This is a genomic window from Azotobacter tropicalis (assembly GCF_059739045.1).
In genome coordinates this window covers 1368408-1395322 of the sequence record NZ_AP046059.1, presented here as the reverse complement: position 1 = coordinate 1395322, position 26915 = coordinate 1368408, and the positions used below count along the sequence as shown (strand labels likewise).

The following is a 26915-nucleotide window of genomic DNA, read 5'->3' as shown; positions in this document are numbered from 1 at the left end:
CTGAGCCTCCTGCCCGGCCCACGGCTGGGCTTCTTTTCGTCGTTGCGACGAAACTCTTACATAGGAACCAACATGCTCGTAACACGCAAATGCGTGGTATGCGGACAGCCTATGGCTACACGCCGCAGCCACAAACGTACATGCAGTCAGAAGTGCTACATGAGGTTGTACCGAACCAAACAGAAGGAGAATGACGATGCGAATAACGCTGAATGAAAGAACAAGCGGAGAGCTGCTACAGATAATGCAGCTTCTCGACTTACAAACCCCAACCCACACTCTGAACAAAGTGATTACGACGATGCTTAACCAACTAACCGCCATTCCCATTAGAGAGGAACAACATGCCAACACGGAAACAACGCAAGATTTGTAAGCACTGTAAGAAGAAGTTTACCCCAGCCCGAGCCGACCAACTTTACTGCTCCCAAGCATGCGGACAATCCGCAAGAAGATCCGAGCAAGATAAAGACAAGGTTCTTCTGTCTCAGCTCCACAATACCGGCTTCTTTTCGTACCTCCACTACCAGTCGAAACGTGCAGGCACTGTTGAAGTGGTTCCAAAGAAGCTTGAGGACTTGTCCGAACTCCATGCAATCTGGAGTTACAACAACAAGGCCAATGCCTACAAGAAGTCCAGAAAGTATGAGATTAGCCACATTCATCCGGTATGCGGCGTACAGGGAAAGATAGGAACTCTCCACCCTTCAAACCTTGTTGTGCAACCGGCTACGTTCAATAGATCGCATGGCACAAAGCACCTTGGTAATGGGCATTCGATTTCCAAATACCGACTTAAGCCAGAGTGGTGCATTCCTTCTGGAGCTGAGAAAGCCGATATTATCGAGTTGATCTTCAAGCGGATCGGCATACCCACTTTGAAGCAGTTCAAGAAGGAGTGTCAGCCCAGCACATTGGCAATTGTTAAGGAGCTTGAATGGTTCAAGAAGAATGTTTGCCTTGTTGACGATTCGATTGTGTTGGATCAATTGGACTTGGAGCAGCTGTGGGAGTTGAGGGCAGACTTTCAAGATAATGACTTATTTCACTTGAGCTTCGAAGTCTACAAAGAGTCGAGGGTGATCCAGCATGAATTGGAACGTCTGGCAGTCCGTCGAGATGATATCTGCAAACTTTGTCAGTGGCTGGCCGAGCTACCAGACCCGCATCCGCCTACATACGCTGGCGCTGAGGTGAAGGCAAATTGCAGAGCCTATTGGCACATCTTTGGGTTAGTTGAGTCAATGTCTCAGATGATTTTGGCTGGAGCTAGCATTGATCTAAAGGGTTTGGTGCAAGAGTACGATGCTAAGCGCTGCAGTGCTTTAGCCGATATCCTGTCAGACTTGGCTACTGAGCAAGCCGAGAAACAACTTAGTATGGCTGCGTATCTTGCTAACCCTCCGGTTGCCTTAGCGGATAGCTGCCCGTTCTGAAGGAAGTCTATGTATCTAGTCTGAGAGTTGAATGCCGTAAATAAAGCAATTTTCCGTGCAATGCTACGGATTTCGGGCATCTCAGACTTTTATTAGTGTCCACGATTTTGCCAAATTCCTGTAGGAATCCCCTGCGTGCAGAGCACGCATTCTTGCCTTCGTGGACAACTTTCCATCCGTCTGCATGTGAAACATGCGGGGGTGACGACCTCCACGCAGTTTGCGTGACTAGCAACAACCTAGGATGCGTTGTACATCCATTTCACTTTGGCCAGACATACATACAAAGTCTGGCCAATGGTCTTGTTCTTGAGTTCAGCGTTAGCTGATGAGCTCAACCAACAGTCGCAGTTTGCGACGCCACCCATCGCGGTGCTCCCCCATCGAGAAGCCTCCAGTGCAGCTCCGGCCTATAGGGTTCGATCTGGAGAAGGTTGCCGCCTTGGTAGTGCAGATCATTGAGGCTCGGAAACTGGCCTGGAATGGGCTGAATACCCTACTTAAATAGTTTGGTATTTTCTACCCTCTTCAGTGTGCCAATAGGCTGGAAGCCGCATGTTTCCTGGCCTCCTGTGCTGATTCTGCTTAACTAGGCGATCCTCCCCCGCCAGCAATGACAACGGATACCTTTTGATGCCTGAGTCAGCCTGCCTCAGTGGCGGCATGTCACGTCGACAGCGGGACGGCCTTCGCTACACTGTCCATATTCACTGTGCTTTGTGCTTTTCTGCTCCAGCCGGCTTGCTGCGCTTTATCAGCAACGCCGGCTTTTTCTTTTTTCGCTGTCCCCATCCCCTTTGCCTTGGCCCCTGCCTCCCACCCTTGCATGTGTCATTCTGGGTATACATCACGTACCACGCTGAAACAGGCTCTGTAGCCCTTGCTCATCGTGTCATTAAATTGTGTTGACCAATCCTATGTACCACACTATTGTGTATCACATCCTAAGTGCCACGCAGAGCTGCCCACCATGTTCATCCGTGCCTACCTCAGAGCGTCCACCGATCAGCAAGACGCTTCCCGTGCAAAACAGAGTCTGATCGACTTCGCCCAGGAGAAGGGATACAGGATCGCCAGCTTCTACGTCGAGAATGAGTCTGGTGCATCTCTCCAACGTCCTGAGCTATTCCGCCTGCTGGATGATGCCCACGAAGGTGACGTGCTACTGATCGAGCAGGTGGACCGCTTGTCCCGTCTGTCTGAGAGTGATTGGAACAAGCTCCGTGCCTTGATTTCTCAGAAGGGTGTGGTGGTGGTTGCCCTCGATCTACCAACGTCATGGGCAGCCTTCTCGGCCTCCAGTGCTGACCCATTCACCGGCAGGATGCTATCCGCGATCAACTCCATGCTGCTGGATATGCTCGCCGCTGTAGCTCGGAAGGACTATGACGACCGTCGCCGCCGTCAGGCCCAAGGAATCGCTAAGTCCAAGGCGGAAGGGGTCTATAAGGGAAGAAAACAGGATGAAGCTCTGCGAGCCAAGATTGCCGAGCTGTTGAATGAAGGGAAGTCGATTCGCAAAGTGGCCGATCTGTTGTCGTGCTCTACCACCACTGTGCAACGAGTGAAGCAGGTCATGCAGCACGCCTCCTAGAATCGCCCTAGAGAGCTTCTGTGCAAGGGGCATAGTTGTGTATGCCCTTCTTCTCTACGCCTCTCCTGTGCACTTCTCTGTGCGTCTGAGACACCTTCCCAGCCATCCCTTGGATACTTTGAAATCATTCGCCGGTATCGAGTGGGAGTAGGAGCCGGGTTAAACCTCCCTCCCGGATATCGGATATTCCAGAAAATGGGTTCCAGCATCCTGCTCTCGATATCTGATCCCCCGCCAGGGGGTTGGGTTTGGTCACACAGATGTAATCGAAGCGCTGTGTAATGGCACTGCCGGATTGGACGCCTGCATCTCCCGCGTGGCTGTTGCAAGTACGGAACGCATGCACACGCACTAGCCCTCCTTCGTCCGACCGGTGATTGAGGGCTTTTTTGCTTTCAGCGCCACCATGCATGCCGCAACAGTTAGAGCAGAGAGGGAGTTTGATGAAACGATTCACCGATGAAGACAGACAGATTGGCCACATAGGAACGGAACGCTGACTGGCTTAGTGCTCGATCAAGGCAATCAGAAAGACGGCCATCGCCAGTGCAACTGATAGGATGACGTAGTCCATAGCCCACCTCTACCCACAGGCTGTGAGTCCATGACTATAGCTGGCAGTAGCGTGCGCGCCTGACTGGCAGGCCACGAATTGGACTCCGTCTGGCTGGGGTGGAACTGACGAGCTTGCTTCAACACAAACAAAAACAGCGAGGGGTTCGCCTCGCCGTTTTCGTGTCTTCTCTTCCGTCGCCCCATCATCCTGATGAAGCCGCATCCTGCAACTGTCCTTGGCCACCATCCTAGTCAGCCTGTTTTAATCCCTCGACGTCGCTGTGGGATTCAAGCTACTCCTGTAGCTGCCTTGAGCAAATCGGCAGAACTCCGAACGTCACGTAGGTTCTGGCTTACAGCGGAACGCGATCCGAATAGAGCCGAATACGGTTGTAGTCACTGATGCCGCCACACCTTGAAGGATGAGATGACGAGAATCAGGGCTAGCATGGGCAGCAGTATCGTGTTTGGAACGATGCCCAGCAGATTTCCGCCGATCCATGCCCCGAGTAGGGAGCCAGCGGCCATGGTCACAACGAATAGTTTGTTCTCTTTCAGTACGGCAAAGCTGTCATCGCTGCTGTAGCGGGCGAAGCCAACGATCATGGTTGGCAGGCTCACTACCAGCGATAAGCTACCGGCCAGCTTGATATCCGCACCAAACAGTAGCACCAAGGTCGGAATCAGCAGTTCTCCGCCTGCAATACCCATCAGCGAAGCGATGACGCCAATAGCGAAACCACAGACCACACCCGCCACCATTTGCATCCACCCCGTCAACAGCGGTTCGGTCGCGCCTTGTTCATGGCCAAGCAGCAGCACCACGGCGATAAGAACAAGCAGGACGGCGAGGACTCGATACAGCGTCTGGCTACGCATCCGCATTGCCCAGCTTGCCCCCAGCCACGCACCGATAAGGCTGCCTGAAAGCAGGTTCACGACAATTGACCAGTGTGCAGAGATTTCTTCGAGGGGTACTGCCTTCATGCGGAACAGAAGGGCAGAAGCCACAACAACCAGACTCATGGCCTTGTTCATAATGACGGCGGACAGAGCGGCGAAGCCGAATACACCGATCAGCAGCGGAAGGCGGAATTCGGCACCACCTAGGCCGATCAAGCCTCCAAGTGCACCGATTAGCATCCCGCCTGCGAGAGCCAAGGCGAGCCGAGAGGTCGACATTTCATGAGTTGTCAGCATGTGATCTAGATTCCTGGGAAGCCACAATATTAGTATTTTCAAATATATAGCGATTGTATGGCTTCCCCGGCCCCAATTGCCACAGTAGGGCCTTGGGGTAGAAGTCTAGTGCCTAAGGATTTTATATGCCCGGCTAGCTATAACCGACTCTGGATCCTGTATTGGTGGGGGTGGGGCCACTGTTGGGTACAATGGCTGGGTACAATTCACAGATCGTCATGTTTTTAAGTTATTGATTTTATTTATATTTTTGTTTTTGTCATAGACTTTCCCCATCAACAGCCAAGGAGGTGCCCATGGAGGCTCTCGATGCCCTGCTCAACCGTGTTTCCGTCGCTCGCCTGCATGACCCGGCACCGAGCGCCGAGCAGCGCGAGCGTCTGTTCGCCGCCGCCCTGCGCGCGCCGGACCATGCCCAGTTGCGCCCCTGGCGCTTTCTGACCGTGGAGGGCGAGGCCCGGGAACGCCTCGGCGAATTGTTCGCCAGCGCCATCGCCGCCAGCCAGCCGGAGGCCCGCGAGGAGGTCCTGCAGAAGGCCCGCAGTGCGCCTTTGCGGGCGCCCTTGCTGGTGGTGGTGATCGCCAGCCTGAAGGAGCATCCCAGGGTGCCGGACGTGGAGCAGGTCCTGAGCGCCGGTTGTACGGCCCACGCCCTGTTGCTCGCCGCGCATGCCCAGGGACTCGGCGCGATGTGGCGCACCGGCGATGCCGCCTACGACCCGCGGGTGGCGGCCGGCCTGGGCCTGGCCGGCAACGAGCGGATCGTCGGCTTCCTCTACCTGGGGACGCCGGAGGGCGAGCTGCGAGTACCGCATCGGCTGGCTCCGGCCGATTTCGTCAGCGCCTGGCCGGGCTGAGCCGGCGGCTCAGTGGGGTGGGGCCAGCGGCAGGTCGAGGGTGGCGACGAAGCCGCCGTCCGGATGGTTAGCGAGGCGCAGCTGGCCGTTGTGGCGTTCCGCGGCGCGCCGGGCGATGGCCAGGCCCAGCCCGTGACCGGAAGCGCTCTGCCCGGGGGCGCGATAGAAGGGTTCGCCCAGACGGCCCAGATGCTCCTCGGACACGCCCGGGCCATGATCGCGCACGCTGAGCAGCAGGCGTTCGCCCCGGCGTTCGGCGCGGATCTCCACCGGCCGGTCCGCGGGGCTGAAGCGCAGGGCATTGCGCAGCAGGTTGTCGAGCGCCCGTTCGAGCATGTCCGGCCAGCCCGACAGCTTGATTCCGGGCGCCAGTTCGCTGCGGATCTCCCGCCCCTTGGTGCTGAGGGCGTAGTCGTTGCGCAGGCGCGTGACCAACTCGTCCAGGTCGATCGGAAGTGCCGCGCCGGGGTCGGCGTCGAGGCGCGCGAGGGTGAGGATTTCGCCGATCAGTGCTTCCAGGCGGTCGCACTCCTGGGTCAGGCGCGGCCACAGGCGGGTGCGCTCCTCTGCATTGGCGCGTTCGGCCAGGGCCAGGGCGATGCGCAATCGCGCCAGCGGCGAGCGCAGTTCATGGGAGACGTCGCGCAGCAGCTGGCGCTGACTGCCGATCAGGCTCTGCAGGCGCGCGCCCATGCGGTTGAAGTCGCGGGCCAGCACGCCCAGCTCGTCGCGCCGGTTGGCCAGGCGCGCCAGGCTGTGCTGCTGGTAGCTGGTCTGCCCGAGGTCGTGCACGGCGCGGCGCAGGCGGTTCAGCGGGCGGGTGATCGAGACGGTCACCAACAGGCTGAACAGGGTCAGCACCACCAGGGCGACGAGCAGGGCGCTGAGCGGCCAGAGCAGGCTGTCGTGGCGCCACTCCCGCAGCTCCTCGTGGGGAATCCGGTAGATGAAGAGGTAGGTCTGCTCGCTTTTAGGACTGGTGTATTCCTGGCTCAGCTGGCGCCAGGGAAAGCGCGGCAGGGGCGGGCGGTTGCCGGGCTCGGACGGCGGCGGCGGTGGCGGACGGTGATGGTGGGGGTGGTCGCGGCTGGACAGGTGGCGACCGGTCTCGTCCAGCACTTGGACGAAGACCCGGTACTGGTTGCGGTTCTCGTCCAGCAGGGGCTGCGCGGCCAGGGCCCCCTGGGCCTCGTAGCGTTCCGTCCAGCGGGCCGCGAGATCCTGCATGCCGGGGTGGCGGGCAATGATCCAGGCATCGTTGTTCAGTGCCCGGCCGAGCAGCATGGACAGGCCGGCGACCAGCGCCAGGGCCAGCCAGAAGGCGGCCAGAACTCGCCAGAAGAGTGAGCGCATAGGGGACTCGGTACGGCGGGCAGAAAGGCCGAACCGCCCGGCGGGCGGCTCGGCGGGGAAAGGCTTACTGCGGCTTGCCTTCCTTCTCGGCCTTCCACTTGCGGAATTCTTCCCACTCGGCGCGGCGTTTTTCCTGTTCGGCCTTGCGCTCGTCGAAGGTCTTCATCTGCTCCGGCGTCAGCTGGTCGCGGAAGGCCTTGTCGGCCTTGTCGCGGCTCGCCTGCAGCTCTTTCTGCATGGCCTCCTTGTCGGCCTCGGACAGCTTGTCCATGTAGCGCTGGGTAATCTCGCGCTTCTCCCGGGCGGCATCCCGGTAGGCCTTGCCCATCGTCTGGCGCTGCTCGGGGTCAGGTTGAGGCCGTGTGCGGCGCCCATCATTCCGGGCATGCCGTCCTTGCCGGCATGGTGATAGCCGGGGCCCATGTCGCAGGCGGGATGCTCCGGCTCCGCGGCGATCGCGGCGGCGGGCAGGGCGGCGGCGAGCAGCAGCATGGAAAGGGTCTTGCGCATGGTGTATCTCCTGAGTGCGAAATCGGCTATGTGCCGGACGATTTCAGTCTAGAGAGCCTACGGTCAGTTGCAGTCAGGTGATGGTAAAGGCAGGGTAAAGGTGCCTTCAGGCGCTGTAGTAGTAGCCGCGGCTGCGCAGGGCGAGGATGCGCGGACTGCCGTCCGGATGCGGGCCGAGCTTCTTGCGCAGGTTGCTGACGTGCATGTCCAGGCTGCGGTCGTAGAGGGTCAGCTTGCGGCCGAGGGCCAGCTGCGCCAGGGCCTGCTTGTCCACCGGCTCGCCCGGCTGGCGCAGCAGGGCTTCGAGCAGGCGGCTCTCGGAGGCGGTGAGGGCGATCTCGTGTCCGCCGATGTCGACCACCCCGCGCGCCGTGCTGAAGCACAGATCGCCCAGCTCCAGCTGGCTGGAGGCCGCCGGCGGCTGGCTGCGGCGCAGCACGGCCCGCAGGCGGGCGGTCAGCTCGCGCGGATCGCAGGGCTTGGCCAGATAGTCGTCGGCGCCGAGCTCCAGGCCGAGGATGCGGTCGAGCGGCTCGCCGCGGGCGGAGAGCATCAGCACCGGCAGGTCCGGGTAGTCGCCGCGCAGCTGCTTGAGCAGCTCGAGGCCGGAGCCGTCGGGCAGCATCACGTCGAGCACCACGGCATCCGGGTCTTCTCGGCGAGGGCGGCGCGGGCGTCGCGGCCGTCATGGCAGGCGCGCACCAGGAAGCCTTCCTGGGTCAGCCAGCTGGCCAGCAGCTCGCACAGCTCACGGTCGTCGTCGATCAGCAGCAGTTCGCTCATGGCGGCGGGGATCAGGGCAGGACCTTCTTGAAGGGCTTGACCTTGACGTCGGCATACACGCCGGCGGCGCAGTAGGGGTCGGCCTCGGCCCAGCTGCGGGCGGCTTCCAGGGAGTCGAACTCGGCGACCACCAGGCTGCCGCTGAAACCGGCCGGGCCGGGGTCGGGACTGTCCACGGCCGGATGCGGACCGGCCAGCACCAGGCGACCCTCTTCCTTCAGTTGCTGCAGGCGGGCCAAGTGGGCGGGACGGGTGGCCAGGCGCTTGTCCAGGGAGTTTTCCGCGTCGGTGGCGATGATGGCGTAGAGCATGTCAGTCCTTGGGTTTGGCAGAGGTGGGGGCGGTGCCGTGTTCGTGCATGTGACGGGCGAGGAAGACCCCCTGGCCGACCAGGAACAGGACGGTCATGCCCAGGCTGCCGAACACTTTGAAGTCGACCCAGAAGTCGTGGAAGGTGAAGGCGACGAACAGGTTGGCGCAGCCGCTGAACACGAAGAACGCCACCCAGGCGAGGTTCAGGCGCGTCCACAGCGGTGCCGGCAGGCTGACCGCATGGCCGAGGATACGCTGGATCAGCGGGCGGTCGCCGATGAACTGGCTGGCGGCGAAGCCCAGGGCGAACAGCCAGTTGACCACCGGCGCCTTCCACTTGAGGAAGGTTTCGCTGTGGAAGGTCAGGGTCATGCCGCCGAACACCAGGCAGGCGAGCAGGGTGATCCACTGGCCTTTCTCCAGCCGGCGCTGGGCCAGGAACACGGCACCGTAGACCAGCAGCGAGGCGAGGATCAGCACGGCGGTGGCGCTGAAGATGCCGCCGAAGGTGAAGCTCTGACCGGCCAGTTCGACGATCCGTGGCTCCAGCTTGTAGACGATGAAAAAGAGAATCAGCGGAATGAAATCGATGAATTGTTTCACTGTGGCAGCCAGAAGCGGGATGTGACGGCATAATAACAAACCACGACAGCCGCGAAAGCCAGCCCCATGAAGGTCGATCTGCACTGCCACAGTACCGCTTCCGACGGGGCGCTGAGCCCCGCCGAGGTGGTTCGCCGCGCCCACGAGCGCGGAGTCCGGCTGCTGGCGCTGACCGACCACGACACCCTCGACGGGCTTCCCGAGGCGCAGGCGGCCACCAACGGGCTGGACATCGAACTGATCAACGGTATCGAGCTGTCGGCCCAGTGGGGCGGGGCGACCGTGCATGTGCTCGGCTATGCCTTCGCCAGCGATGCGCCGGCACTGCGCCAGGCCATCGCCGCGTTGCACGAGGGACGCTGGCAGCGGGCTGCGGAGATCGCCCGGCGGTTGGCCGGCAAGGGTATGGACGGGGCCCTGGACGGCGCCCGGGCGGTGCAGCGCGAGCTGGGCGGCAGCGACAACGCGCCGGCGCGCCCGCACTTCGCCGAATTTCTGGTGCGCGCCGGACATGCCCGGGACCGCGCGGAAGCCTTCCAGAAGTGGCTGGGTGCGGGCAAGCTGGGCGACGTCAAGCAATATTGGCCGAGCCTCGAACAGGCGGTCGCCACCCTGCGTGCGGCCGGCGCCTGGATCAGCCTGGCGCATCCCTGGCACTACGATTTCACCCGCAGCAAGCGGCGCCGTCTGGTCGGCGACTTCATCCTCGCCGGCGGCCATGCGCTGGAGGTCAGCAACGGCCTGCAGCCGGCCGAGCAGACCGGCAGTCTGGCCATCCTGGTTCGCGAATTCGGTCTGCTGGCCAGTGCCGGCAGCGATTTCCATGCCCCCGACACCTGGTCCGAGCTGGGTCTGTACCGCCCGCTGCCGGACGACCTGCCGCCGCTCTGGACGCGTTTCGCCCATGTCCGTCACTGCGCCGTCCTCTGAACAGGGAGTTCATGTGAGTCAGTACTTCCAGATCCATCCGGAAAACCCCCAGCTGCGCCTGATTCGCCAGGCCGCCGAGATCGTCCGCAGCGGCGGGGTGATCGTCTATCCCACCGACGCCTCCTACGCGCTCGGCTGCCAGCTCGGCAACAAGGCCGGTCTGGAACGCATCCGCCGCCTGCGCCAGCTGGACGACAAGCACAACTTCACCCTGGTGTGCAGCGACCTCTCGCAACTGAGCCTGTTCGCCCGGGTCGACACCGGCGCCTTCCGCCTGCTCAAGACCTGGGCCCGGGCCCCTACACCTTCATTCTCCACGCCAGCCGCGAAGTGCCGCGGATCATGCTGCATCCCAAGCGGCGCACCGTCGGCCTGCGCATCCCGGCCAATCCGATCGCCCAGGCCCTGGTGGCGGAACTCGGCGAACCCCTGATGAGCGCCAGCCTGATCCTGCCCGGCGAGACGCTGCCGCTGAGCGAACCGGCGGAGATGCGCCGGCGCCTCGAGCACCAGGTCGACCTGATCATCGACGGCGGCGCCGGCACCCTGGAGGCCTCCACCGTGGTCAGCCTGCTCGACAGCGAGCCCGAGGTGCTGCGCGTCGGCTGCGGCGACCCGGCGCCCTTCGCCGGCGAAGCCTGAGTCTTGCGCCGCCCAGTGCCGGCCGAAGCAGCGTCGGCCGCCGAATCCATGCCGAACGAAGCCCCTGCGATTTCCGCGCCCGGCGCAGGCCAGGAGCCGCCCCTGGCGCTGGTCTACGGGCAGGCGCTGACCGAACTGCCGCAGGACCTGTACATCCCGCCGGATGCCCTGGAGGTGTTCCTCGAGGCCTTCGAGGGGCCGCTCGATCTGCTGCTCTATCTGATCCGCAAGCAGAACATCGACATCCTCGATATCCCGGTGGCCGAGATCACCCGCCAGTACATGGGCTACGTCGAGCTGATGAAGGTCGCACGCCTGGAGCTGGCCGCCGAATACCTGGTGATGGCCGCCATGCTCGCCGAGATCAAGTCGCGCATGCTGCTGCCGCGCTCGGCGGAGGCCGAGGCGGAAGAGGAGGACCCGCGCGCCGAGCTGATCCGTCGCCTGCAGGAGTACGAGCGCTTCAAGCGCGCGGCCGAGGAACTCGACGGGCTGCCGCGGGTCGGTCGTGAATTGCACCCGGCGCAGCTGGAGGCGCCACAGGCGAAGGTGCGCCGCCTGCTGCCGACGGTCGGCCTCGACGAGCTGCTGCTGGCCATGGCCGAGGTGCTGCGCCGCGCCGACCTGTTCGAGAGCCATCAGGTCACCCGCGAGGCGCTGTCCACCCGCGAGCGCATGAGCGAGGTGCTGGAGCGTCTGCGCGAGGGCCACTTCGTGCCCTTCGTGCAGTTGTTCAGCGCCGAGGAAGGGCGCCTGGGGGTGGTGGTGACCTTCATGGCGGTGCTCGAGCTGATCAAGGAGTCGCTGGTCGAGCTGGTGCAGACCGAACCCTTCGCGCCCATCCATGTGCGCCTGCGCGGCGACGAGCCTTCGGGAGAAACGGCATGAACCTGAACGATCCGGCCGAGTTGGCCGTGCTGCTCGAGGCTTATTTGCTGGCCGCCGGCAGGCCATTGTCGCTGGAGCGCCTCGGCGAGCTGTTCGAGGAGGCCGAGCGGCCCGAGCCGGCCCGCCTGCGCGACGCCCTGGCGATCCTCGCGCGTTCCTGCCAGGGCCGCGCCTTCGAGCTGAAGGAGGTGGCCTCCGGCTATCGCCTGCAGGTGCGCGAGCGCTTCGCGCCCTGGGTCGGGCGTCTCTGGGAGGAGCGGCCGCAGCGCTACTCGCGGGCCCTGCTGGAGACCCTGGCGCTGATCGCCTACCGCCAGCCGATCAGCCGCGGCGAAATCGAGGAGGTGCGCGGCGTGGTGGTGAGCAGCAACATCATCAAGACCCTGCAGGAGCGCGAGTGGATACGGGTGGTCGGCTACCGCGAAGTGCCCGGCCGGCCGGCGCTGTTCGCCACCACCCGCGGTTTCCTCGACCATTTCAACCTGAAGAGCCTCGACGAGCTGCCGCCCCTGGCGGTCCTGCGCAGCCTGGAGCCGGAGCCGGTCGGCGTGGCCGGCGAGGAACTGCCGCCGGCCGGCCGGCCGGCGCACGCCGGTCTCGCCGAGCCGGCCGAGCAGACCAGCTTCCGCAGCCTGCTGGCCGAGCTGGATTCCATGGAGCAGGGCCTCAAGACCGACTTCGACGACCTGCCGGAGGCGGACGCCCCGGACGACACCGGCCTGGAGCGGGCGGCGGACGACGCTTGAGCGGCGCGGCGCCGTCGCCCGCGCCTTGTCCATTGCTCGGCCCTGGGCCTAAATGAATACTGACCAGTCAGTGGGAGTCCGCGATGCATCCCCGAGTTCTCGATGTCACCCGGCGGCTGACCGAGCGCAGCCGCGCCACCCGTGAGTGCTATCTCGAGCTGATGCGCCGCGCTGCCGCCGCGGGGCCGTCGCGCACCCGGCTGCCCTGCGCCAACTTCGCCCACGGCGTGGCCGGCTGCGGCGAGAGCGACAAGCAGCGCCTGCGCCTGCCCGGCGAGATCGATGTGGCCATCGTCTCGGCCTACAACGACATGCTCTCGGCCCACCAGCCCTATCAGCACTTTCCGCCGATCATCAAGACCGCCCTGCAGGAGATCGGCGCGGTCGGCCAGTTCGCCGGCGGGGTGCCGGCGATGTGCGACGGCGTCACCCAGGGCGAGGCGGGCATGGAGCTGAGCCTGGCCAGCCGCGACGTGATCGCCATGGCCACCGCGGTGGCGCTGTCCCATAACCTGTTCGATGCGGCGCTGTGCCTGGGGATCTGCGACAAGATCGTCCCCGGCCTGGTGATCGGCGCGCTGCGCTTCGGCCATCTGCCGTTCGTCTTCGTCCCCGGCGGGCCGATGCCCTCGGGCATTCCCAACCAGGAAAAGGCCGAGACCCGCCAGCGCTACGCCGAGGGCAAGGCTACCCGCGCGGAACTGCTGGAGTCGGAGATGAAGTCCTATCACGGCCCCGGCACCTGCACCTTCTACGGTACCGCCAACACCAACCAGATGCTGATGGAGGTGATCGGCCTGCACCTGCCGGGCGCCGCCTTCGTCAACCCGTACACGCCGCTGCGCGACGAGCTGACCCGCGAGGCGGCCCGCCAGGTGACGCGGCTGACCCGCCAGGCCGGCGACTATCTGCCGCTCTGCGAGCTCTTCGACGAGAAGGCGGTGGTCAACGCGGTGGTGGCGCTGCTCGCCACCGGCGGCTCGACCAACCACAGCCTGCACCTGCCGGCCATGGCCCAGGCCGCCGGCATCCGTCTGACCTGGCAGGACATGGCCGAGCTGTCCGAGGTGGTGCCGCTGATCACCAAGATCTATCCCAACGGCCAGGACGACGTGAACCGTTTCCATGCCGCCGGCGGCACGCCCCTCCTGATCCGCGAGCTGCTCGGCGCCGGGCTGTTGCACGAGGACGTCAACACCGTGCTGGGGCGCGGGCTGAGCCGCTACACCCGGGAGCCGTTTCTGGACGAGGGGCGGCTGGTCTGGCGCGATGGCCCGCAGCAGAGCCTCGACGACAGCATCCTGCGGCCGGTGGCCCGGCCGTTCTCCGCCGAAGGCGGTCTGCGCGTGCTGGAGGGCAATCTCGGTCGCGGGGTGATCAAAGTATCCGCGGTGGCGCCGGAGCATCGGGTGGTCGAGGCGCCCGCACGGGTCTTCGCCGACCAGGCCGAGCTGGCCGCGGCCTTTCAGGCCGGCGAGCTGGAGCGCGATCTGGTGGCGGTGGTGCGCTTCCAGGGGCCGAAGGCCAACGGCATGCCCGAGCTGCACAAGCTCACCCCCTACCTGGGGCTGCTGCAGGACCGTGGCTACCACGTCGCGCTGGTCACCGACGGACGCATGTCGGGAGCCTCCGGCAAGATCCCGGCGGCCATCCATGTTTGTCCGGAGGCGCAGGAGGGCGGGCCGCTGGCGCGGGTGCGCGACGGCGACCTGATCCGCGTGGACGGCGAGAGCGGCGAACTGAACGTGCTGCTGCCGGCCGAGGAATGGGCGGCACGGGAGACGCTCGCTCCGCCGGAGGACGCCGGTGTCGGCTGCGGCCGCGAGCTGTTCGCCTTCATGCGCGCGGCCTTCAGTTCGGCCGAGGAGGGTGCCTGCGTGTTCACCGAGCGCCTCGGAGCGCTCAAATGAAGCTGGCCCTGATCGGCGACATCGGCGGCACCCATGTGCGTTTCGCCCTCTGGCAGGACGGTCGGCCGCAGGCCCTGCGGGTGCTGGCCACGGGCGACTATCCCGGTCCTGCGGAAGCGATCCGCGCCTACCTGGCCTTGCTGGAGCTGCCGCTGGAGGCGCTGGAAACCGCCTGCCTGGCCTGCGCCGGCCCCGTGCACGGCGATCATTTCCGCCTGACCAACAACCACTGGCAGTTCGGCCGCCTGGCGCTCACCCATGCGCTGGGGTTGCGCCGGCTGCTGGTGATCAACGACTTCGCCGCCATGGCCCTCGGCATGACCCGCCTGGCCGAGCACGAGCGACTGACCGTCCGGCCGGGGCAGGCCGCCAGCGGCTGCCCCCGGCTGGTGCTCGGGCCGGGCACCGGGCTCGGCGTCAGCGCCCTGCTGCCGGACGGTGCGGGCGGCTGGCGGGTGCTGCCGGGCGAGGGCGGGCATGTCGACCTGCCGATCGGCAGCGCGCGCGAGCTGGCGCTGTGGCAGGTGATGCAGCGCGAACTCGGACACGTCTCCGCGGAAAGCGTGCTCAGCGGCGACGGCCTGCTGCGCTTGTACCGGGCCAGTTGTGCCCTCGATGGACAGACGCCGCAGCTCGACTCGGCCGCCGCGGTGAGCACGGCGGCCCTGGCCGGGAATGCCGGCGCGGCGGCGGTGCTGGAGCAGTTCTGCTGCTGGCTCGGGCGGGTCGCCGGCAACCACGCGCTGACCCTGGGCGCGCGCGGCGGGGTCTATCTGGCCGGCGGCATCCTGCCGCATTTTGCCGACTTCCTGCGCAGCAGCGGCTTCGCCCGCTGCTTCGTCGACAAGGGAGTGATGAGCGACTACCTGCGCGACGTCCCGGTCTGGCTGGCGACGGCCGAGCAGCCCGGCCTGCTGGGCGCCGGGCTGGCCCTGCAGGACTGGTCGGAGCGCTCGCCTGCCTGAGGCGAGGCGCTCCGGCCGCTCACTCTTCGGTCACTTCGTCGTCGGTCGGGTAGCGGGTCTGCGCCAGGCTCTCCTTGATCTTGCGCAGGTGCGGCTGGAAGTCGGTGCCGCGGCGCAGGGTCACGCCGGCGGCCAGCACGTCGAGCACGGTGAGCTGGATGATCCGCGAGGACATCGGCATGTAGATGTCGGTGTTCTCCTGCAGCGGAACGTCGAGGCTGTGGCTGCAGGCACGGGCCAGCGGCGAGCCGGCGGCGGTCAGGCCGAGCACCGAGGCGCCGTTGCTGCGGGCGATGTGCGCCACCTCGACCAGCTCGCGGGTGCGCCCGGTGTAGGAAATGACCACGAAGAGATCGCCGGTATGGGCCACCGAGGCGAGCATGCGCTGCATCAGCACGTCGCTCTGCGCCGCTACGGCGAGGTTGAAGCGGAAAAACTTGTACTGCGCGTCCAGGGCCACCGAGGCGGAGGCACCGAGACCGAAGAAGTGGATCTGCCGGGCCTGGATCAGCAGGTCGACGGCCCGGTCGACGCTCTGCGGGTCGAGTCCCTGGCAGGCGTTGTCGAGGGCGGCGATGGTGCTGCCGAAGATCTTGCGCGTGTAGGTGGCGGGGCCGTCGTCCGCCGCCACCGCCTGGCTGACGTAGGCGGCACCGCTGGCCAGGCTCTGCGCCAGCTGGATCTTCAGGGCCGGGTAGCCACTGGCGTCGAGGGAGCGGCAGAAGCGGTTGACGGTCGGTTCGCTGACGCCGGCCGCCTGGGCCAGGGCGGCGATGCTCAGGCCCATGATCTGTTGCGGGTCCTGCAGAATGACCTCGGCGACCTTGCGTTCGGCCTTGTTCAGCTCGTCGAGGCGCCCTTGGATCTGTTCGAGGAAATTTCTCATGACGTTTCCCTGTCCTTTCTGAAGGGCCTCTCAGCGTTTTACAAGACTTCGTAGTTTTATTACAACAGAGGCAGGCAAAATTCCCGCTGAAGGCCGGGCTTTTGTTTTCTAAGCTGGTAAAAAATACATTCAATGCACCAGGCGCTCGCCGAGAGGGCCGATACGGGGGAGTTTCTATGTCTATTCATGCAGTTGGGTTGTCCCCGCGTATCGCCACCCATGAGCTGGCCGATGCCGAAGGGTTGGCGACGGCCATGGCCCGGCAGGTGGTGGACGCCTTGCGGGTGGCCATCGACACGCGGGGCCAGGCGACCCTGGTGGTATCCGGCGGGCGCAGTCCGGTCGCCTTCTTCGAGCAGCTGGCCGAGCAGGTGCTGGACTGGCAGCGGGTAACCGTCGGTCTGGCCGACGAGCGCTGGGTGCCGCTCGGCCATCCCGACAGCAACGCCGGCCTGGTGCAGCGCCATCTGCTGCGTGATCGGGCGGCGCAGGCGCGGTTCGTCGGGCTATACCACCCGGCGGCGTCCCTCGAGGCGGCGGCGCAACAGGCCGACGCGGCGCTGGCCGGACTGCCCCTGCCGATCGACGTGCTGGTGCTGGGCATGGGCGAGGACGGCCATACCGCGTCGCTGTTCCCCGGCAGTCCGAACCTGGCTGCGGCGCTCGATCCCGCGTGCCCGCGTCGCTGCCTGCCGATGCGGGCCCGAGCGTGCCGCACCAGCGTCTGACCCTGACCCTGCCGCTGCTGGCCGCGGCCCGGCTGACCCTGCTGCAGATCCAGGGCGAGCCCAAGCTGGCCACCTTGCGTGCCGCGCTGGCCGGCGAGGATGTCCTTCAGATGCCGATCCGCGCCTTCCTGCATTCCCCCTCGAGGTCTACTGGTGCCCCTGAGCGCCGAGGAGCGTCGCATGTCCGTCCCGATGGCCGAGAAGATCGCCCGCCTCGACAGTCTCTGTGCCCAGGCGCGGATCCTGCCGGTGATCACCGTGCGCCAGGCGGCGCACATTCTGCCGCTGGCCGACGCTCTGGCCGCCGGGGGACTGCGCACCCTGGAGATCACCCTGCGCTCGACGCACGGCCTCGCCGCCATCCGCATCCTGCGCCGCGAGCGGCCGCAGTTGTGCATCGGCGTCGGCACCGTGCTCGATGCGCGGATGCTGGCCGAGGCGGAGAGCGCCGGGGCGCAGTTCGCGGTCAGCCCCGGCTGCACCGCGGAGCTGCTCCAGGCCGGGCTGGAAAGCCCGCTGCCGCTGCTGCCCGGGGCCGGCAGCGCCTCCGACCTGATGCTCGGCCACAGCCTTGGCTACCGGCGCTTCAAGCTGTTCCCGGCGGAAATCTGCGGCGGGGTGGCGGCACTGCAGGCCTTCGCGGGGCCTTTCCCCGGCATCCGTTTCTGTCCCACCGGCGGCGTCCGTGCGGAGAACCTCCGGGAGTACATGGCTCAGCCCAACGTGATGTGCGTGGGCGGCTCCTGGATGCTCGACAGCGCGGCGCTGGAGCGCGGCGACTGGGCGACCGCCGAGCGTCTGGCCGCCGAGGCCGTGGCCCTGCTCGGCTGATGCCGGCGCCGGATGCGTCTCGCCGGCGATGCGCGTATGATGCGCGCCCCCATTCAAGCGGAACCGATACACCGGGAGGTGCCCAGATGAGCGAACGTGAAGAGAATGCCCAGCCTGCCGTCCAGGGCGAGAAGCTGCAGAAGGTGTTGGCGCGCATGGGCCTCGGCTCCCGGCGCGACGTCGAGACGCGGATCGCCGAGGGCCGGGTGCTGGTCAACGGGGTGGTCGCCACGCTCGGCCAGCGTGTCGGCCGCCATGACGCCATTACCCTCGACGGGCGCCTGCTCAAGCGCGAAGAGGCCGCCGAAGCGGTGCGTCGCGTGCTGATCTACAACAAGCCCGAGGGCGAGATCTGCACCCGCAACGATCCGGAGGGTCGGCCGACCGTATTCGATCGCCTGCCGCGCCTGAAGGACGGTCGCTGGATCAACATCGGCCGGCTCGACATCAACACCACCGGCCTGCTGCTGTTCACCACCGACGGCGAGCTGGCCAACCGGTTGATGCATCCCTCCTACGAAATGGACCGCGAGTACGCCGTGCGGGTGCGTGGCGAGGTCACCGAGGAAATGCTCGACACCCTCAAGCGCGGGGTGATGCTGGAGGACGGTCCGGCGCGCTTCACCGACATCAAGGAGGCGCCTGGCGGCGAGGGCCTCAACCGCTGGTTCCACTGCGTGGTGATGGAGGGCCGCAACCGCGAGGTGCGCCGCCTGTGGGAGTCCCAGGGCGTGGTGGTGAGCCGGTTGAAGCGGGTGCGTTTCGGTCCGGTGTTCATGACCGCCGACCTGTCCATGGGCCGCTGGCGGGAGATGACCCAGGGCGAGGTGGACGTCCTCGGCAGCGAGGTGGGTCTGGAGCCGGTGGCGCTGCCGGAAATGAAGCCGAAGTTCCGCGAGAAGATCGAGCGCCTGCAGCGCAAGTCGGCCAAGCCGGTCGGCCGCAGCGGGTCGCGCGAGCGGGTGCTGCGGCCGGCCCATGAGGGCGCAGAGGCAGAGGAGCGCCGCGCCCCGCGCCGGCCGAAGGAGGAGCAGGCACCGCGCGGCCGCGGCACGCCGGTCGCCGAGCGTCCCGCCGAGTCCGCGCGCAAGCGGCCGGGCCGGCCGGCCGGAGAGCGCCCGTCCACCGAGCCTGCGCGCAAGCGTCCAGCGAATCCGGCCGGGGAGCGTTCATCTGGCGAGTCTGCTCGCAAGCGTCCGGGCAAGCCGTCCGGCGAGCGGCCGCCCGTCGAGCTGGCCGAGCGGCCGGCGCGCAAGCCCAGGCCGGCGCCGGCCAAGCGCCGCAGTCCGCCGGCCGGCGAGGGCCAGCGCCCGGGCTTCGGCCGCAAGCGGCCCTGACGGGCGCCGCAAGGCTCAGGGCATGTTCGACGCCTGCTGGGCGTCGAATGCTTGGCCGTTGACGCCCTTGCTGTCCGGTCCCATCAGGTACAGGTAGACCGGCATGATCTCTTCCGGCCCCGGCCGGCTCAGCGGGTTCTCCCCGGGGTAGGCCTGGGCGCGCATGTCGGTGCGGGTGCCGCCGGGGTTGACGCTGTTGGCGCGCACCGCGCAGGTGCCCTCGACCTCGTCGGCGAGCACCTGCATCAGCCCCTCGGTGGCGAACTTCGACACCGCGTAGGCGCCCCAGTAGGCGCGTCCCTTGCGGCCGACGCTGCTCGAGGTGAACACCACCGAGGCGTCCCCGGAAAGCTTGAGCAGCGGCAGCAGGGTGCTGGTGAGCATGAACTCGGCGTTCACGTTGACCTGCATGACGCGCATGAAGTGGTCGCCGGAAAGCTGCTCCAGCGGCGTGCGCGGGCCGAGGATCGAGGCGTTGTGGAGCAGGCCGTCGAGGCGGCCGAATTCGCGCTCGATGGTCGCCGCCAGTTCGTCGTACTGGTGCGGCAGGGCGGTTTCCAGGTTGAGGGGAATCACCACCGGCTGCGGATGCCCGGCGGCCTCGATCTCGTCATAGACCTGGTTGAGGTGCTCTTCGGTCTTGCCCAGCAGCAGCACGGTGGCACCGTGGGCGGCGAAGGTCCTGGCGGCGGCCGCGCCGATGCCGCGTCCGGCGCCGGTGACCAGAACGATGCGGTCCTTCAGCAGGTCGGGACGGGCGGTGTATTGGAACATGAGAATCTCCTGTGGAGAACGGCAGCTTCTTAGAGGGCTGACGAAGCGCAGCCCGCCGGGCGGTCCTTCGCGGTGCCGCCGGCGGGCTAGCTCGCCGTGCGGCCGGCGCAGCCTGCGGATTGGCGGCTCAGCACGAACAGAGCGCACGGTCGAGGACCGTGCGCAGGTCGAGCGGATGGTCCACCACCACGTCGGCGCCCCAGTGGCCGGGGTTGTCGTCCGGATGGATGTAACCGTAGCGCACCGCGGCGGTGCGGGTGCCGGCGGCACGCCCCGACTCGATGTCGCGCAGGTCGTCGCCGACGAACAGGACGCTGGCCGGCTCCAGGCCGAGGCGGCTGCAGGCGAGGATCATCGGCTCCGGGTCGGGCTTGCTGTTCTTCACATGGTCCGGGCAGATCAGCAGGGCCGAGCGTTCGGCCAGGCCCAGGCGCTGCATGATCGGCTCGGCGAAGCGCAGCGGCTTGTTGGTCACCACGCCCCACAGCAGCCGTGCCCGCTCGATGTCGGCCAGCAGTTCCTCCATGCCCGGGTAGGGGCGGGTGAACACTGCGCAATGCTCCTGATAGCGTTCGAGGAACTCCAGGCGCAGCGGCTCGAATGCGGCGGCGGACGGATCCAGGGCGAAGGCCGTCATGATCATCGCCCGGGCGCCGCCGGAGACGACCTGGCGGATGGCGCGTTCGTCGGCCGGTGGCAGACCGCGGTCGGCGCGCATGGCCTGGATGATGGCGATGAAGTCCGGCGCCGTGTCGAGCAGGGTGCCGTCCATGTCGAAGAGGACCGCTCGTAGAGTCATTGCAGGGTCATTCCTCGCGCAGGGTCTGGATCATGTAGTTGACGTCGACGTCCGTGCCCAGCTTGTAGTGGCGGGTCAGCGGGTTGTAGGTCAGGCCGACGATATCCTCGACCGCTAGGCCGCTGGCGCGGCACCAGGCGCCCAGTTCGGAGGGGCGGATGAATTTCTTGAAGTCGTGGGTGCCGCGCGGTAGCAGCTTGAGCAGGTACTCGGCGCCGACGATCGCCAGCAGGTAGGCCTTCGGGTTGCGGTTGATGGTCGAGAAGAACACCTGGCCGCCGGGCTTGACCAGCGTGTGGCAGGCATGGATCACCGACGCCGGGTCGGGCACGTGCTCGAGCATCTCCAGACAGGTGACCACATCGAACTGGCCGGGCAGCTCCGCCGCCAGCGCTTCGACGGTGCTCTGCCGATAGTCCACCTCGACGCCGGACTCCAGCTGGTGCAGGCGGGCCACAGCGAGCGGCGCTTCGCCCATGTCGATGGCGGTCACCGTGGCGCCGCGCAGGGCCATGGCCTCGCTGAGGATGCCGCCGCCGCAGCCGACGTCGAGCACCTTCTTGCCGGCCAGGCGGACGTGCTCCTCGATCCAGTTGACCCGCAGCGGATTGATTTCGTGCAGCGGCTTGAACTCGCTTTCGCGATCCCACCAGCGGTGAGCCAGGGCTTCGAATTTGGCGATTTCGGCGTGGTCGACGTTGCTCATCAGTTGTTCCGTGGTTGTCGGGCGATAACACTGTGCCAGCTTTGTCGGGGAACGGCGCGCCAGCCCAGTGTCGGTTTGTCGCGGGCGGGGTCAGCGGGCGCTGTCCGCGGCGCCGATGCGCCGGCCCCATTCGCGGGCCTTGTCCTTCAGTCGTTCCTCGTCCAGGCGGGTCAGGCGGCCGTCGTCGAGGAGTTGCCGGCCGGCGACCCAGAGGTGCTTCACGCAATCCCGGCCGCTGGCGTAGATCAGTTGCGATACCGGATCGTAGATCGGCTGCTGGGACAGTCCGGAGAGATCGACGGCGACCAGGTCGGCGGACTTGCCGAGCTCCAGGGAGCCGGTTTCGGCCTCCAGGCCGAGGGCGCGGGCACCGTTCAGGGTGGCCATGCGCAGCGCGCGGTGAGCGTCCAAGGCGGTGGCCGAGCCGGCGACCGCCTTGGCCAGCAGGGCCGCGGTGCGGGTTTCGCCGAGCAGGTCGAGGTCGTTGTTGCTCGCCGCGCCGTCGGTGCCGATGGCCACGTTCACCCCTGCCTGCCAGAGACGCTCCACCGGACAGAAGCCGCTGGCCAGCTTGAGATTGGACTCCGGGCAATGGATCACGCTGCTGTTGCTTTCCACCAGGAGGGCCAGGTCGTCGTCGTCGAGCTGGGTCACGTGCACCGCCTGAAAGCGCGGGCCGAGCAGGCCGCGACGGGCCAGGCGGGCCAGCGGCCGCATGCCGTCGCGCTCGAGAGCCCGGACGATTTCGTGAGGGGTCTCGTGCACGTGCATGTGGATCGCCGCATCCAGCTCCTCGGCGAGCACGCGCACGTTCTCCAGCGTCTCGTCGCCCACCGAATAGGGCGCGTGGGGGCCGAAGGCGACGCGGATTCGCGGGTGGTGGCGGAGTTCGTCGAACAGCGCTACGCCGTTGCGCAGCGCCTCGCCGGCGTCGCGGGCGCCGGGGGTGGGGAAATCCAGCACCGGGATGCACAGCTGGGCGCGGATGCCGCTCTGATGGATGGGATCGCTGGCGATTTCCGGGTGGAAGTACATGTCCGAGAAGCAGCCGATGCCGCCCCTGAGCTGTTCGGCGATGGCCAGCTCGGTGCCGTCGCGGACGAAATCCTCGTTCACCCAGCGGGCCTCGGCCGGCCAGATATGCTTTTCCAGCCAGGTCATCAGCGGCAGGTCGTCGGCCAGGCCGCGGAACAGGGTCATCGCCGCATGGCCGTGGGCGTTCACCAGGCTGGGGGCGAGCAGCATGCCGGGCAGCTCGCGGACTTCCCGGGTGGCATGGCGCAGGGCGATGTCGCGGGGCGCGAGCAGGGCGATGCGGCCGTCGCGGATGCCCAGCGCGTGATCGTGAAACACGACGCCGGCGGGCTCGACCGGCACCAGCCAGGTCGGCAGGAGCAGCAGGTCGAGCGGAGCGGTGGCGTCAGGCATGGCGGGGGTCCTTCGATCAGTCATTTCAACAAGATGCAGTATACCCGAGCGCTGTTTTGGGGCGCTCGTTATAATCCGCGCCTTTTTCGTTTCCTGAACTGCGAGGTGTCCCATGCGCGAGCGATTGCTGGCTGCGGAGAAAATCAAGGCCATCGAATGGCGGGATGGCACTTTGCATCTGCTCGACCAGCGCCTGCTGCCGCTGGAGGAAACCTGGCGCACCTATGATTCCGCGGCAGGGGTGGCCGAGGCGATCCGCGACATGGTGGTGCGCGGCGCTCCGGCGATCGGCATCAGCGCCGCCTATGGCGTGGTGCTGGGCGCCCGCCGGCGGCTGGCGGAGGGCGGCGACTGGCGGGCGGCGCTGGAGGAGGATTTCCGGGCGCTGGCCGAATCGCGGCCGACCGCGGTCAACCTGTTCTGGGCGCTGGATCGCATGCGCGAGCGCCTGGGGCGGCTGAAGGCGGGCGAGGACGCGCTGGTCGCGCTGGAGGCCGAGGCCGTGGGCATCCACGAGAGCGACCGTGAGGCCAACCTGACCATGGCCCAGCTCGGCGTCGAGCTGATCCGCAAGCATAACGGCAGCGCCCAGGCGCTGTTGACCCACTGCAATACCGGCGCGCTGGCGACCGGCGGCTTCGGCACCGCCCTTGGCGTGATCCGGGCGGCCTATCTGGAGGGGTTGGTCGAGCGGGTCTATGCCGACGAAACCCGGCCATGGCTGCAGGGTGCGCGTCTGACCGCCTGGGAGCTGGCCGAGGAGGGCGTGCCGGTGAGTCTGAACGTGGACGGTGCGGCCGCTCACCTGATGAAGACCAAGGGCATCACCTGGGTGATCGTCGGTGCCGACCGGATCACTGCCGAGGGCGATGTGGCCAACAAGATCGGCACCTATCAGTTGGCGGTGGTGGCCATGCACCATGGGGTGCGCTTCATGGTCGTGGCGCCCAGCTCGACCATCGACATGTCGCTGCAGGGCGGCGAGGAAATTCCCATCGAGGAGCGCGACGGGCGCGAGTTGCTGGAGGTCGGTGGCAAGCGCGTGGCGGCCTCGGTGGAGGCGGTCAACCCGGTATTCGACGTCACCCCGGCCGACCTGATCGACGCCATCGTCACCGAGCGGGGCGTGGTCGAGCGGCCGAACGCGGCCAAGATGGCCGAGCTGATGAGCCGCAAGCGGCTGCACTGAAAAGGCCGGAGGCAGGGGCTCGTCGGAGCGGTGCTCCGGCTTGCGCTTGCCGCGCATGGCGTGCAGCCTGCGACACCTCGCTTGTGTTACCATTCCGCGCTTAAACGCAGGACATTGCTGACGTAAAAGGAACCCGGCTTCCATGGGCGAACTGGCCAAAGAAATCCTCCCGGTCAATATCGAAGACGAGCTGAAGCAGTCTTACCTCGACTACGCGATGAGCGTGATCGTCGGGCGGGCCCTGCCGGATGCGCGCGACGGCCTGAAGCCTGTGCACCGGCGTGTGCTGTTCGCCATGAGCGAGCTGGGCAACGACTGGAACAAGCCGTACAAGAAGTCCGCCCGTGTGGTCGGCGATGTCATCGGTAAATACCATCCGCACGGCGATACCGCGGTGTACGACACCATCGTGCGCATGGCCCAGCCGTTCTCGCTGCGTTACCTGCTGGTGGATGGCCAGGGCAACTTCGGTTCGGTGGACGGCGACAACGCCGCGGCGATGCGTTACACCGAAGTGCGCATGGCCAAGCTGGCCCACGAGCTGCTGGCCGATCTGGACAAGGAAACCGTCGACTGGGTGCCCAACTACGACGGCACCGAGCAGATTCCGGCGGTCATGCCGACCAAGATCCCCAACCTGCTGGTCAACGGCTCCAGCGGCATCGCCGTGGGCATGGCCACCAATATTCCGCCGCACAACCTTTCCGAGGTGATCGACGGCTGCCTGGCGCTGATCGATAACCCGGAGCTGACCGTCGATCAGCTGATGCAGTACATCCCCGGTCCCGATTTTCCCACGGCGGGCATCATCAACGGCCGTGCGGGGATCATCGAGGCCTACCGCACCGGGCGCGGACGCATCTACATCCGCGCCCGGGCCGATATCGAGGACATCGACAAGGCCGGTGGCCGTCAGCAGATCGTCGTCACCGAGTTGCCTTACCAACTGAACAAGGCGCGGCTGATCGAGAAGATCGCCGAGCTGGTGAAAGAGAAGAAGATCGAGGGCATCACCGAGCTGCGCGACGAGTCCGACAAGGACGGCATGCGCGTGGTCATCGAGCTGCGCCGCGGCGAGGTGCCCGAGGTGGTGCTCAACAACCTCTACGCGCAGACCCAGCTGCAGAGCGTGTTCGGCATCAACGTGGTGGCCCTGGTCGATGGCCAGCCGCGCACCCTGAACCTCAAGGACATGCTCGAGGTGTTCGTCCGCCACCGCCGCGAGGTGGTGACCCGGCGCACCGTCTACGAGCTGCGCAAAGCCCGCGAGCGCGGCCACATCCTCGAGGGGCAGGCGGTTGCCCTGTCCAACATCGACCCGGTGATCGAGCTGATCAGGCGCTCGCCGACCCCGGCCGAAGCCAAGGAGCGCCTGGTCGCCACCGCCTGGGAATCCAGCGCCGTGGAGGCCATGGTCGAGCGCGCTGGCGCCGACGCCTGTCGTCCCGAGGATCTCGATCCCCAATATGGCCTGCGTGACGGCAAGTACTACCTGTCGCCGGAGCAGGCCCAGGCGATCCTCGACCTGCGTCTGCACCGCCTGACCGGCCTGGAGCACGAGAAGCTTCTCGCCGAGTACCAGGAGATCCTCGCCCAGATCGGCGAGCTGATCCGCATCCTGACCAGCCCCGAACGGCTGATGGAGGTGATCTGCGAGGAGCTGGAGCGGGTCAAGGCCGAGTTCGGCGACGCGCGGCGCACCGAGATCGTCGCCTCTCAGGTGGACCTGACCATCGCCGACCTGATCACCGAAGAGGATCGTGTGGTGACGATCTCCCACGGCGGCTATGCGAAGAGCCAGCCGCTGGCCGCCTACCAAGCGCAGCGCCGTGGTGGCAAGGGCAAGTCGGCTACCGGGGTGAAGGACGAGGACTACATCGAGCACCTGCTGGTTGCCAACAGTCATGCCACCCTGCTGCTGTTTTCCAGCAAGGGCAAGGTCTATTGGTTGCGCACCTTCGAGATTCCCGAAGCCTCGCGCAGCGCGCGTGGTCGTCCGCTGGTCAACCTGCTGCCGCTGGACGAGGGCGAGCGCATCACCGCCATGCTGCAGGTCGACCTGGAGGCGCTGCAACAAGGCGCCGGCAGCGACGAGGAACTGGACGAGGCCGACGATCTGGTGATCGAGGGCGAAGCGGCCGAAGACAGCGATGCCGAGGTCGCCGATGACGAGCAGGACGAGCCGACCGGCGCCTACATCTTCATGGCCACGGCCAACGGCACGGTGAAGAAGACGCCGCTGGTGCAGTTCAGCAAGCCGCGCAGCGCCGGCCTGATCGCCCTGAAGCTGGAAGAGGGCGACACCCTGATCGCCGCCGCGGTGACCGACGGCGCCCGCGAGGTGATGCTGTTCTCCGACGGTGGCAAGGTCATCCGCTTCAAGGAGAAGCACGTGCGCACCATGGGGCGTACTGCCCGCGGCGTGCGCGGCATGAAGCTGGGCGAAGGCCAGAGTCTGATCTCCATGCTGATTCCCGAGCCGGGTGCGCAGATTCTCACCGCTTCCGAGCGCGGTTACGGCAAGCGCACCGCGATGGACGAGTTCCCGCGTCGCGGTCGTGGTGGCCAGGGCGTGATCGCCATGGTCACCAATGAGCGCAATGGCCAGCTGGTCGGTGCCATTCAGGTGCTCGACGGCGAGGAAATCATGCTGATTTCCGACCAGGGCACCCTGGTGCGCACCCGCGTGGACGAAGTGTCCTCGCTATCGCGCAACACTCAGGGCGTGACCCTCATCAAGCTGGCCTGCGACGAGAAACTGGTTGGCCTGGAGCGCGTTCAGGAGCCCTCCGAGGAGGAAGTTCTGGAAGGCGTCGAGGCCCAGCTCGACGAGCAGACTCTGGAAAAGGAAATGCCGGTGATCAGCACCGAGCCGGGCGAGGACGAGCTGCTCGGCGGAATCGGCGACGTGTCGCCGGGCGTAGTGCCGACCGACGACGAGGATTGATTCGGC

Annotated in this window: 22 protein-coding genes and 3 pseudogenes; 14 read left to right on the top strand and 11 right to left on the bottom strand. The window is 66.1% G+C overall.

The annotated features are described in order from the left end of the window. The first annotated feature begins 344 nt into the window (after positions 1-344). Together Atro_RS06450 and Atro_RS06445 are read left to right on the top strand one after the other, a co-directional pair. Positions 345-1436: a hypothetical protein gene (locus Atro_RS06450; RefSeq protein WP_497926925.1), complete on the top strand. Its 1092-nt coding sequence runs from the start codon at positions 345-347 to the stop codon at positions 1434-1436. A 970-nt stretch (positions 1437-2406) separates the two neighbouring features. Continuing rightward, entirely contained in the window at positions 2407-3030 is a 624-nt protein-coding gene (locus Atro_RS06445) for a recombinase family protein (protein ID WP_497926924.1), read from the top strand. A gap of 951 nt (positions 3031-3981) precedes the next feature. Here the strand turns inward: Atro_RS06445 and Atro_RS06440 are convergent. Then, the gene (locus Atro_RS06440) at positions 3982-4812 is read right to left on the bottom strand and encodes a sulfite exporter TauE/SafE family protein (protein WP_497926923.1); all 831 of its coding nucleotides are present in this window, start codon (positions 4810-4812) and stop codon (positions 3982-3984) included. A gap of 269 nt (positions 4813-5081) precedes the next feature. Between Atro_RS06440 and Atro_RS06435 the strand changes: the two genes are divergently transcribed. Continuing rightward, positions 5082-5642, top strand: coding sequence for an NAD(P)H nitroreductase (locus Atro_RS06435; RefSeq protein ID WP_497926922.1), 561 nt, complete (start codon positions 5082-5084; stop codon positions 5640-5642). Between the two features lie 9 nt (positions 5643-5651). Here the strand turns inward: Atro_RS06435 and Atro_RS06430 are convergent, their stop codons facing one another. From Atro_RS06430 to Atro_RS06410, 5 genes and pseudogenes are all read right to left on the bottom strand, one after another. Beyond that, positions 5652-6995, bottom strand: coding sequence for a HAMP domain-containing sensor histidine kinase (locus Atro_RS06430; RefSeq protein ID WP_497926921.1), 1344 nt, complete (start codon positions 6993-6995; stop codon positions 5652-5654). A gap of 64 nt (positions 6996-7059) precedes the next feature. After that, the gene (locus Atro_RS06425) at positions 7060-7323 is read right to left on the bottom strand and encodes a hypothetical protein (RefSeq protein WP_497926920.1); all 264 of its coding nucleotides are present in this window, start codon (positions 7321-7323) and stop codon (positions 7060-7062) included. A gap of 288 nt (positions 7324-7611) precedes the next feature. Beyond that, positions 7612-8288: pseudogene (locus Atro_RS06420) on the bottom strand (response regulator transcription factor). An 11-nt stretch (positions 8289-8299) separates the two neighbouring features. Further along, complete coding sequence (locus Atro_RS06415) at positions 8300-8599, bottom strand: YciI family protein (RefSeq protein ID WP_497926919.1); 300 nt, start codon at positions 8597-8599, stop codon at positions 8300-8302. A gap of 1 nt (position 8600) precedes the next feature. Beyond that, the gene (locus Atro_RS06410) at positions 8601-9203 is read right to left on the bottom strand and encodes a septation protein A (RefSeq protein ID WP_497926918.1); all 603 of its coding nucleotides are present in this window, start codon (positions 9201-9203) and stop codon (positions 8601-8603) included. A gap of 66 nt (positions 9204-9269) precedes the next feature. Here Atro_RS06410 and Atro_RS06405 point away from each other — a divergent pair, with 66 nt between their 5' ends. The 6 genes and pseudogenes from Atro_RS06405 (at position 9270) to Atro_RS06380 (ending at position 15284) form a co-directional block, all read left to right on the top strand. Then, on the top strand, positions 9270-10133 hold the full coding sequence (locus Atro_RS06405) for a PHP domain-containing protein (RefSeq protein ID WP_497926917.1): 864 nt from the start codon (positions 9270-9272) through the stop codon (positions 10131-10133). A gap of 13 nt (positions 10134-10146) precedes the next feature. After that, positions 10147-10775: pseudogene (locus Atro_RS06400) on the top strand (L-threonylcarbamoyladenylate synthase). Positions 10776-10823: 48 nt separating this feature from the next. After that, positions 10824-11663, top strand: a complete 840-nt coding sequence (locus Atro_RS06395) for a segregation and condensation protein A (RefSeq protein ID WP_497926916.1) — start codon at positions 10824-10826, stop codon at positions 11661-11663. Next, a complete protein-coding gene (gene scpB, locus Atro_RS06390) occupies positions 11660-12409 on the top strand; it encodes an SMC-Scp complex subunit ScpB (protein WP_497926915.1) in 750 nt (249 codons plus the stop codon). The genes Atro_RS06395 and scpB overlap by 4 nt, the downstream gene beginning before the upstream one ends. An 83-nt stretch (positions 12410-12492) precedes the next feature. Continuing rightward, the gene (gene edd, locus Atro_RS06385; protein WP_497926914.1) at positions 12493-14319 is read left to right on the top strand and encodes a phosphogluconate dehydratase; all 1827 of its coding nucleotides are present in this window, start codon (positions 12493-12495) and stop codon (positions 14317-14319) included. After that, positions 14316-15284 carry a glucokinase gene (locus Atro_RS06380; protein WP_497926913.1) on the top strand — a complete coding sequence of 323 codons (969 nt, stop codon included), beginning with the start codon at positions 14316-14318 and terminating at the stop codon, positions 15282-15284. The genes edd and Atro_RS06380 overlap by 4 nt, the downstream gene beginning before the upstream one ends. Positions 15285-15303: 19 nt before the next feature. Here Atro_RS06380 and Atro_RS06375 read toward each other — a convergent pair whose 3' ends face one another. Then, positions 15304-16170 (bottom strand): MurR/RpiR family transcriptional regulator, encoded by an 867-nt coding sequence (locus Atro_RS06375; RefSeq protein WP_497926912.1) that lies wholly within the window; start codon positions 16168-16170, stop codon positions 15304-15306. A 176-nt stretch (positions 16171-16346) separates the two neighbouring features. Here Atro_RS06375 and pgl point away from each other — a divergent pair. The 3 genes and pseudogenes from pgl (at position 16347) to rluB (ending at position 19066) form a co-directional block, all read left to right on the top strand. Beyond that, positions 16347-17061, top strand: a pseudogene (gene pgl, locus Atro_RS06370) (6-phosphogluconolactonase). 29 nt (positions 17062-17090) lie between these two features. After that, entirely contained in the window at positions 17091-17729 is a 639-nt protein-coding gene (locus Atro_RS06365) for a bifunctional 4-hydroxy-2-oxoglutarate aldolase/2-dehydro-3-deoxy-phosphogluconate aldolase (RefSeq protein WP_497927624.1), read from the top strand. An 86-nt stretch (positions 17730-17815) separates the two neighbouring features. Next, positions 17816-19066 (top strand): 23S rRNA pseudouridine(2605) synthase RluB, encoded by a 1251-nt coding sequence (gene rluB / locus Atro_RS06360; RefSeq protein ID WP_497926911.1) that lies wholly within the window; start codon positions 17816-17818, stop codon positions 19064-19066. Between the two features lie 15 nt (positions 19067-19081). On the opposite strand, the gene Atro_RS06355 is transcribed toward rluB, so the two are convergent. From Atro_RS06355 to Atro_RS06340, 4 genes are all read right to left on the bottom strand, one after another. Further along, positions 19082-19840: a YciK family oxidoreductase gene (locus Atro_RS06355; protein WP_497926910.1), complete on the bottom strand. Its 759-nt coding sequence runs from the start codon at positions 19838-19840 to the stop codon at positions 19082-19084. Between the two features lie 127 nt (positions 19841-19967). Further along, positions 19968-20639, bottom strand: a complete 672-nt coding sequence (mupP, locus tag Atro_RS06350) for an N-acetylmuramic acid 6-phosphate phosphatase MupP (RefSeq protein WP_497926909.1) — start codon at positions 20637-20639, stop codon at positions 19968-19970. 7 nt (positions 20640-20646) lie between these two features. After that, a complete protein-coding gene (gene ubiG, locus Atro_RS06345) occupies positions 20647-21345 on the bottom strand; it encodes a bifunctional 2-polyprenyl-6-hydroxyphenol methylase/3-demethylubiquinol 3-O-methyltransferase UbiG (RefSeq protein WP_497926908.1) in 699 nt (232 codons plus the stop codon). A 90-nt stretch (positions 21346-21435) separates the two neighbouring features. Then, on the bottom strand, positions 21436-22773 hold the full coding sequence (locus tag Atro_RS06340; RefSeq protein ID WP_497926907.1) for a TRZ/ATZ family hydrolase: 1338 nt from the start codon (positions 22771-22773) through the stop codon (positions 21436-21438). Positions 22774-22885: 112 nt separating this feature from the next. Between Atro_RS06340 and mtnA the strand changes: the two genes are divergently transcribed. After that, complete coding sequence (gene mtnA, locus Atro_RS06335; protein ID WP_497926906.1) at positions 22886-23962, top strand: S-methyl-5-thioribose-1-phosphate isomerase; 1077 nt, start codon at positions 22886-22888, stop codon at positions 23960-23962. A 142-nt stretch (positions 23963-24104) separates the two neighbouring features. Continuing rightward, positions 24105-26909, top strand: a complete 2805-nt coding sequence (gyrA, locus tag Atro_RS06330) for a DNA gyrase subunit A (protein WP_497926905.1) — start codon at positions 24105-24107, stop codon at positions 26907-26909. The last annotated feature ends 6 nt before the right edge of the window (positions 26910-26915 follow it).

Bases quoted from the DNA above. Each gene is read 5' to 3' on its own strand.
- Atro_RS06450 (WP_497926925.1), top strand. From the start codon at position 345: ATGCCAACACGGAAACAACGCAAGATTTGTAAGCACTGTAAGAAGAAG.
- Atro_RS06445 (WP_497926924.1), top strand. From the start codon at position 2,407: ATGTTCATCCGTGCCTACCTCAGAGCGTCCACCGATCAGCAAGACGCT.
- Atro_RS06435 (WP_497926922.1), top strand. From the start codon at position 5,082: ATGGAGGCTCTCGATGCCCTGCTCAACCGTGTTTCCGTCGCTCGCCTG.
- Atro_RS06430 (WP_497926921.1), bottom strand. From the start codon at position 6,995: ATGCGCTCACTCTTCTGGCGAGTTCTGGCCGCCTTCTGGCTGGCCCTG.
- Atro_RS06425 (WP_497926920.1), bottom strand. From the start codon at position 7,323: ATGGGCAAGGCCTACCGGGATGCCGCCCGGGAGAAGCGCGAGATTACC.
- Atro_RS06415 (WP_497926919.1), bottom strand. From the start codon at position 8,599: ATGCTCTACGCCATCATCGCCACCGACGCGGAAAACTCCCTGGACAAG.
- Atro_RS06405 (WP_497926917.1), top strand. From the start codon at position 9,270: ATGAAGGTCGATCTGCACTGCCACAGTACCGCTTCCGACGGGGCGCTG.
- Atro_RS06395 (WP_497926916.1), top strand. From the start codon at position 10,824: ATGCCGAACGAAGCCCCTGCGATTTCCGCGCCCGGCGCAGGCCAGGAG.
- scpB (WP_497926915.1), top strand. From the start codon at position 11,660: ATGAACCTGAACGATCCGGCCGAGTTGGCCGTGCTGCTCGAGGCTTAT.
- edd (WP_497926914.1), top strand. From the start codon at position 12,493: ATGCATCCCCGAGTTCTCGATGTCACCCGGCGGCTGACCGAGCGCAGC.
- Atro_RS06380 (WP_497926913.1), top strand. From the start codon at position 14,316: ATGAAGCTGGCCCTGATCGGCGACATCGGCGGCACCCATGTGCGTTTC.
- Atro_RS06375 (WP_497926912.1), bottom strand. From the start codon at position 16,170: ATGAGAAATTTCCTCGAACAGATCCAAGGGCGCCTCGACGAGCTGAAC.
- Atro_RS06365 (WP_497927624.1), top strand. From the start codon at position 17,091: ATGGCCGAGAAGATCGCCCGCCTCGACAGTCTCTGTGCCCAGGCGCGG.
- rluB (WP_497926911.1), top strand. From the start codon at position 17,816: ATGAGCGAACGTGAAGAGAATGCCCAGCCTGCCGTCCAGGGCGAGAAG.
- Atro_RS06355 (WP_497926910.1), bottom strand. From the start codon at position 19,840: ATGTTCCAATACACCGCCCGTCCCGACCTGCTGAAGGACCGCATCGTT.
- mupP (WP_497926909.1), bottom strand. From the start codon at position 20,639: ATGACTCTACGAGCGGTCCTCTTCGACATGGACGGCACCCTGCTCGAC.
- ubiG (WP_497926908.1), bottom strand. From the start codon at position 21,345: ATGAGCAACGTCGACCACGCCGAAATCGCCAAATTCGAAGCCCTGGCT.
- Atro_RS06340 (WP_497926907.1), bottom strand. From the start codon at position 22,773: ATGCCTGACGCCACCGCTCCGCTCGACCTGCTGCTCCTGCCGACCTGG.
- mtnA (WP_497926906.1), top strand. From the start codon at position 22,886: ATGCGCGAGCGATTGCTGGCTGCGGAGAAAATCAAGGCCATCGAATGG.
- gyrA (WP_497926905.1), top strand. From the start codon at position 24,105: ATGGGCGAACTGGCCAAAGAAATCCTCCCGGTCAATATCGAAGACGAG.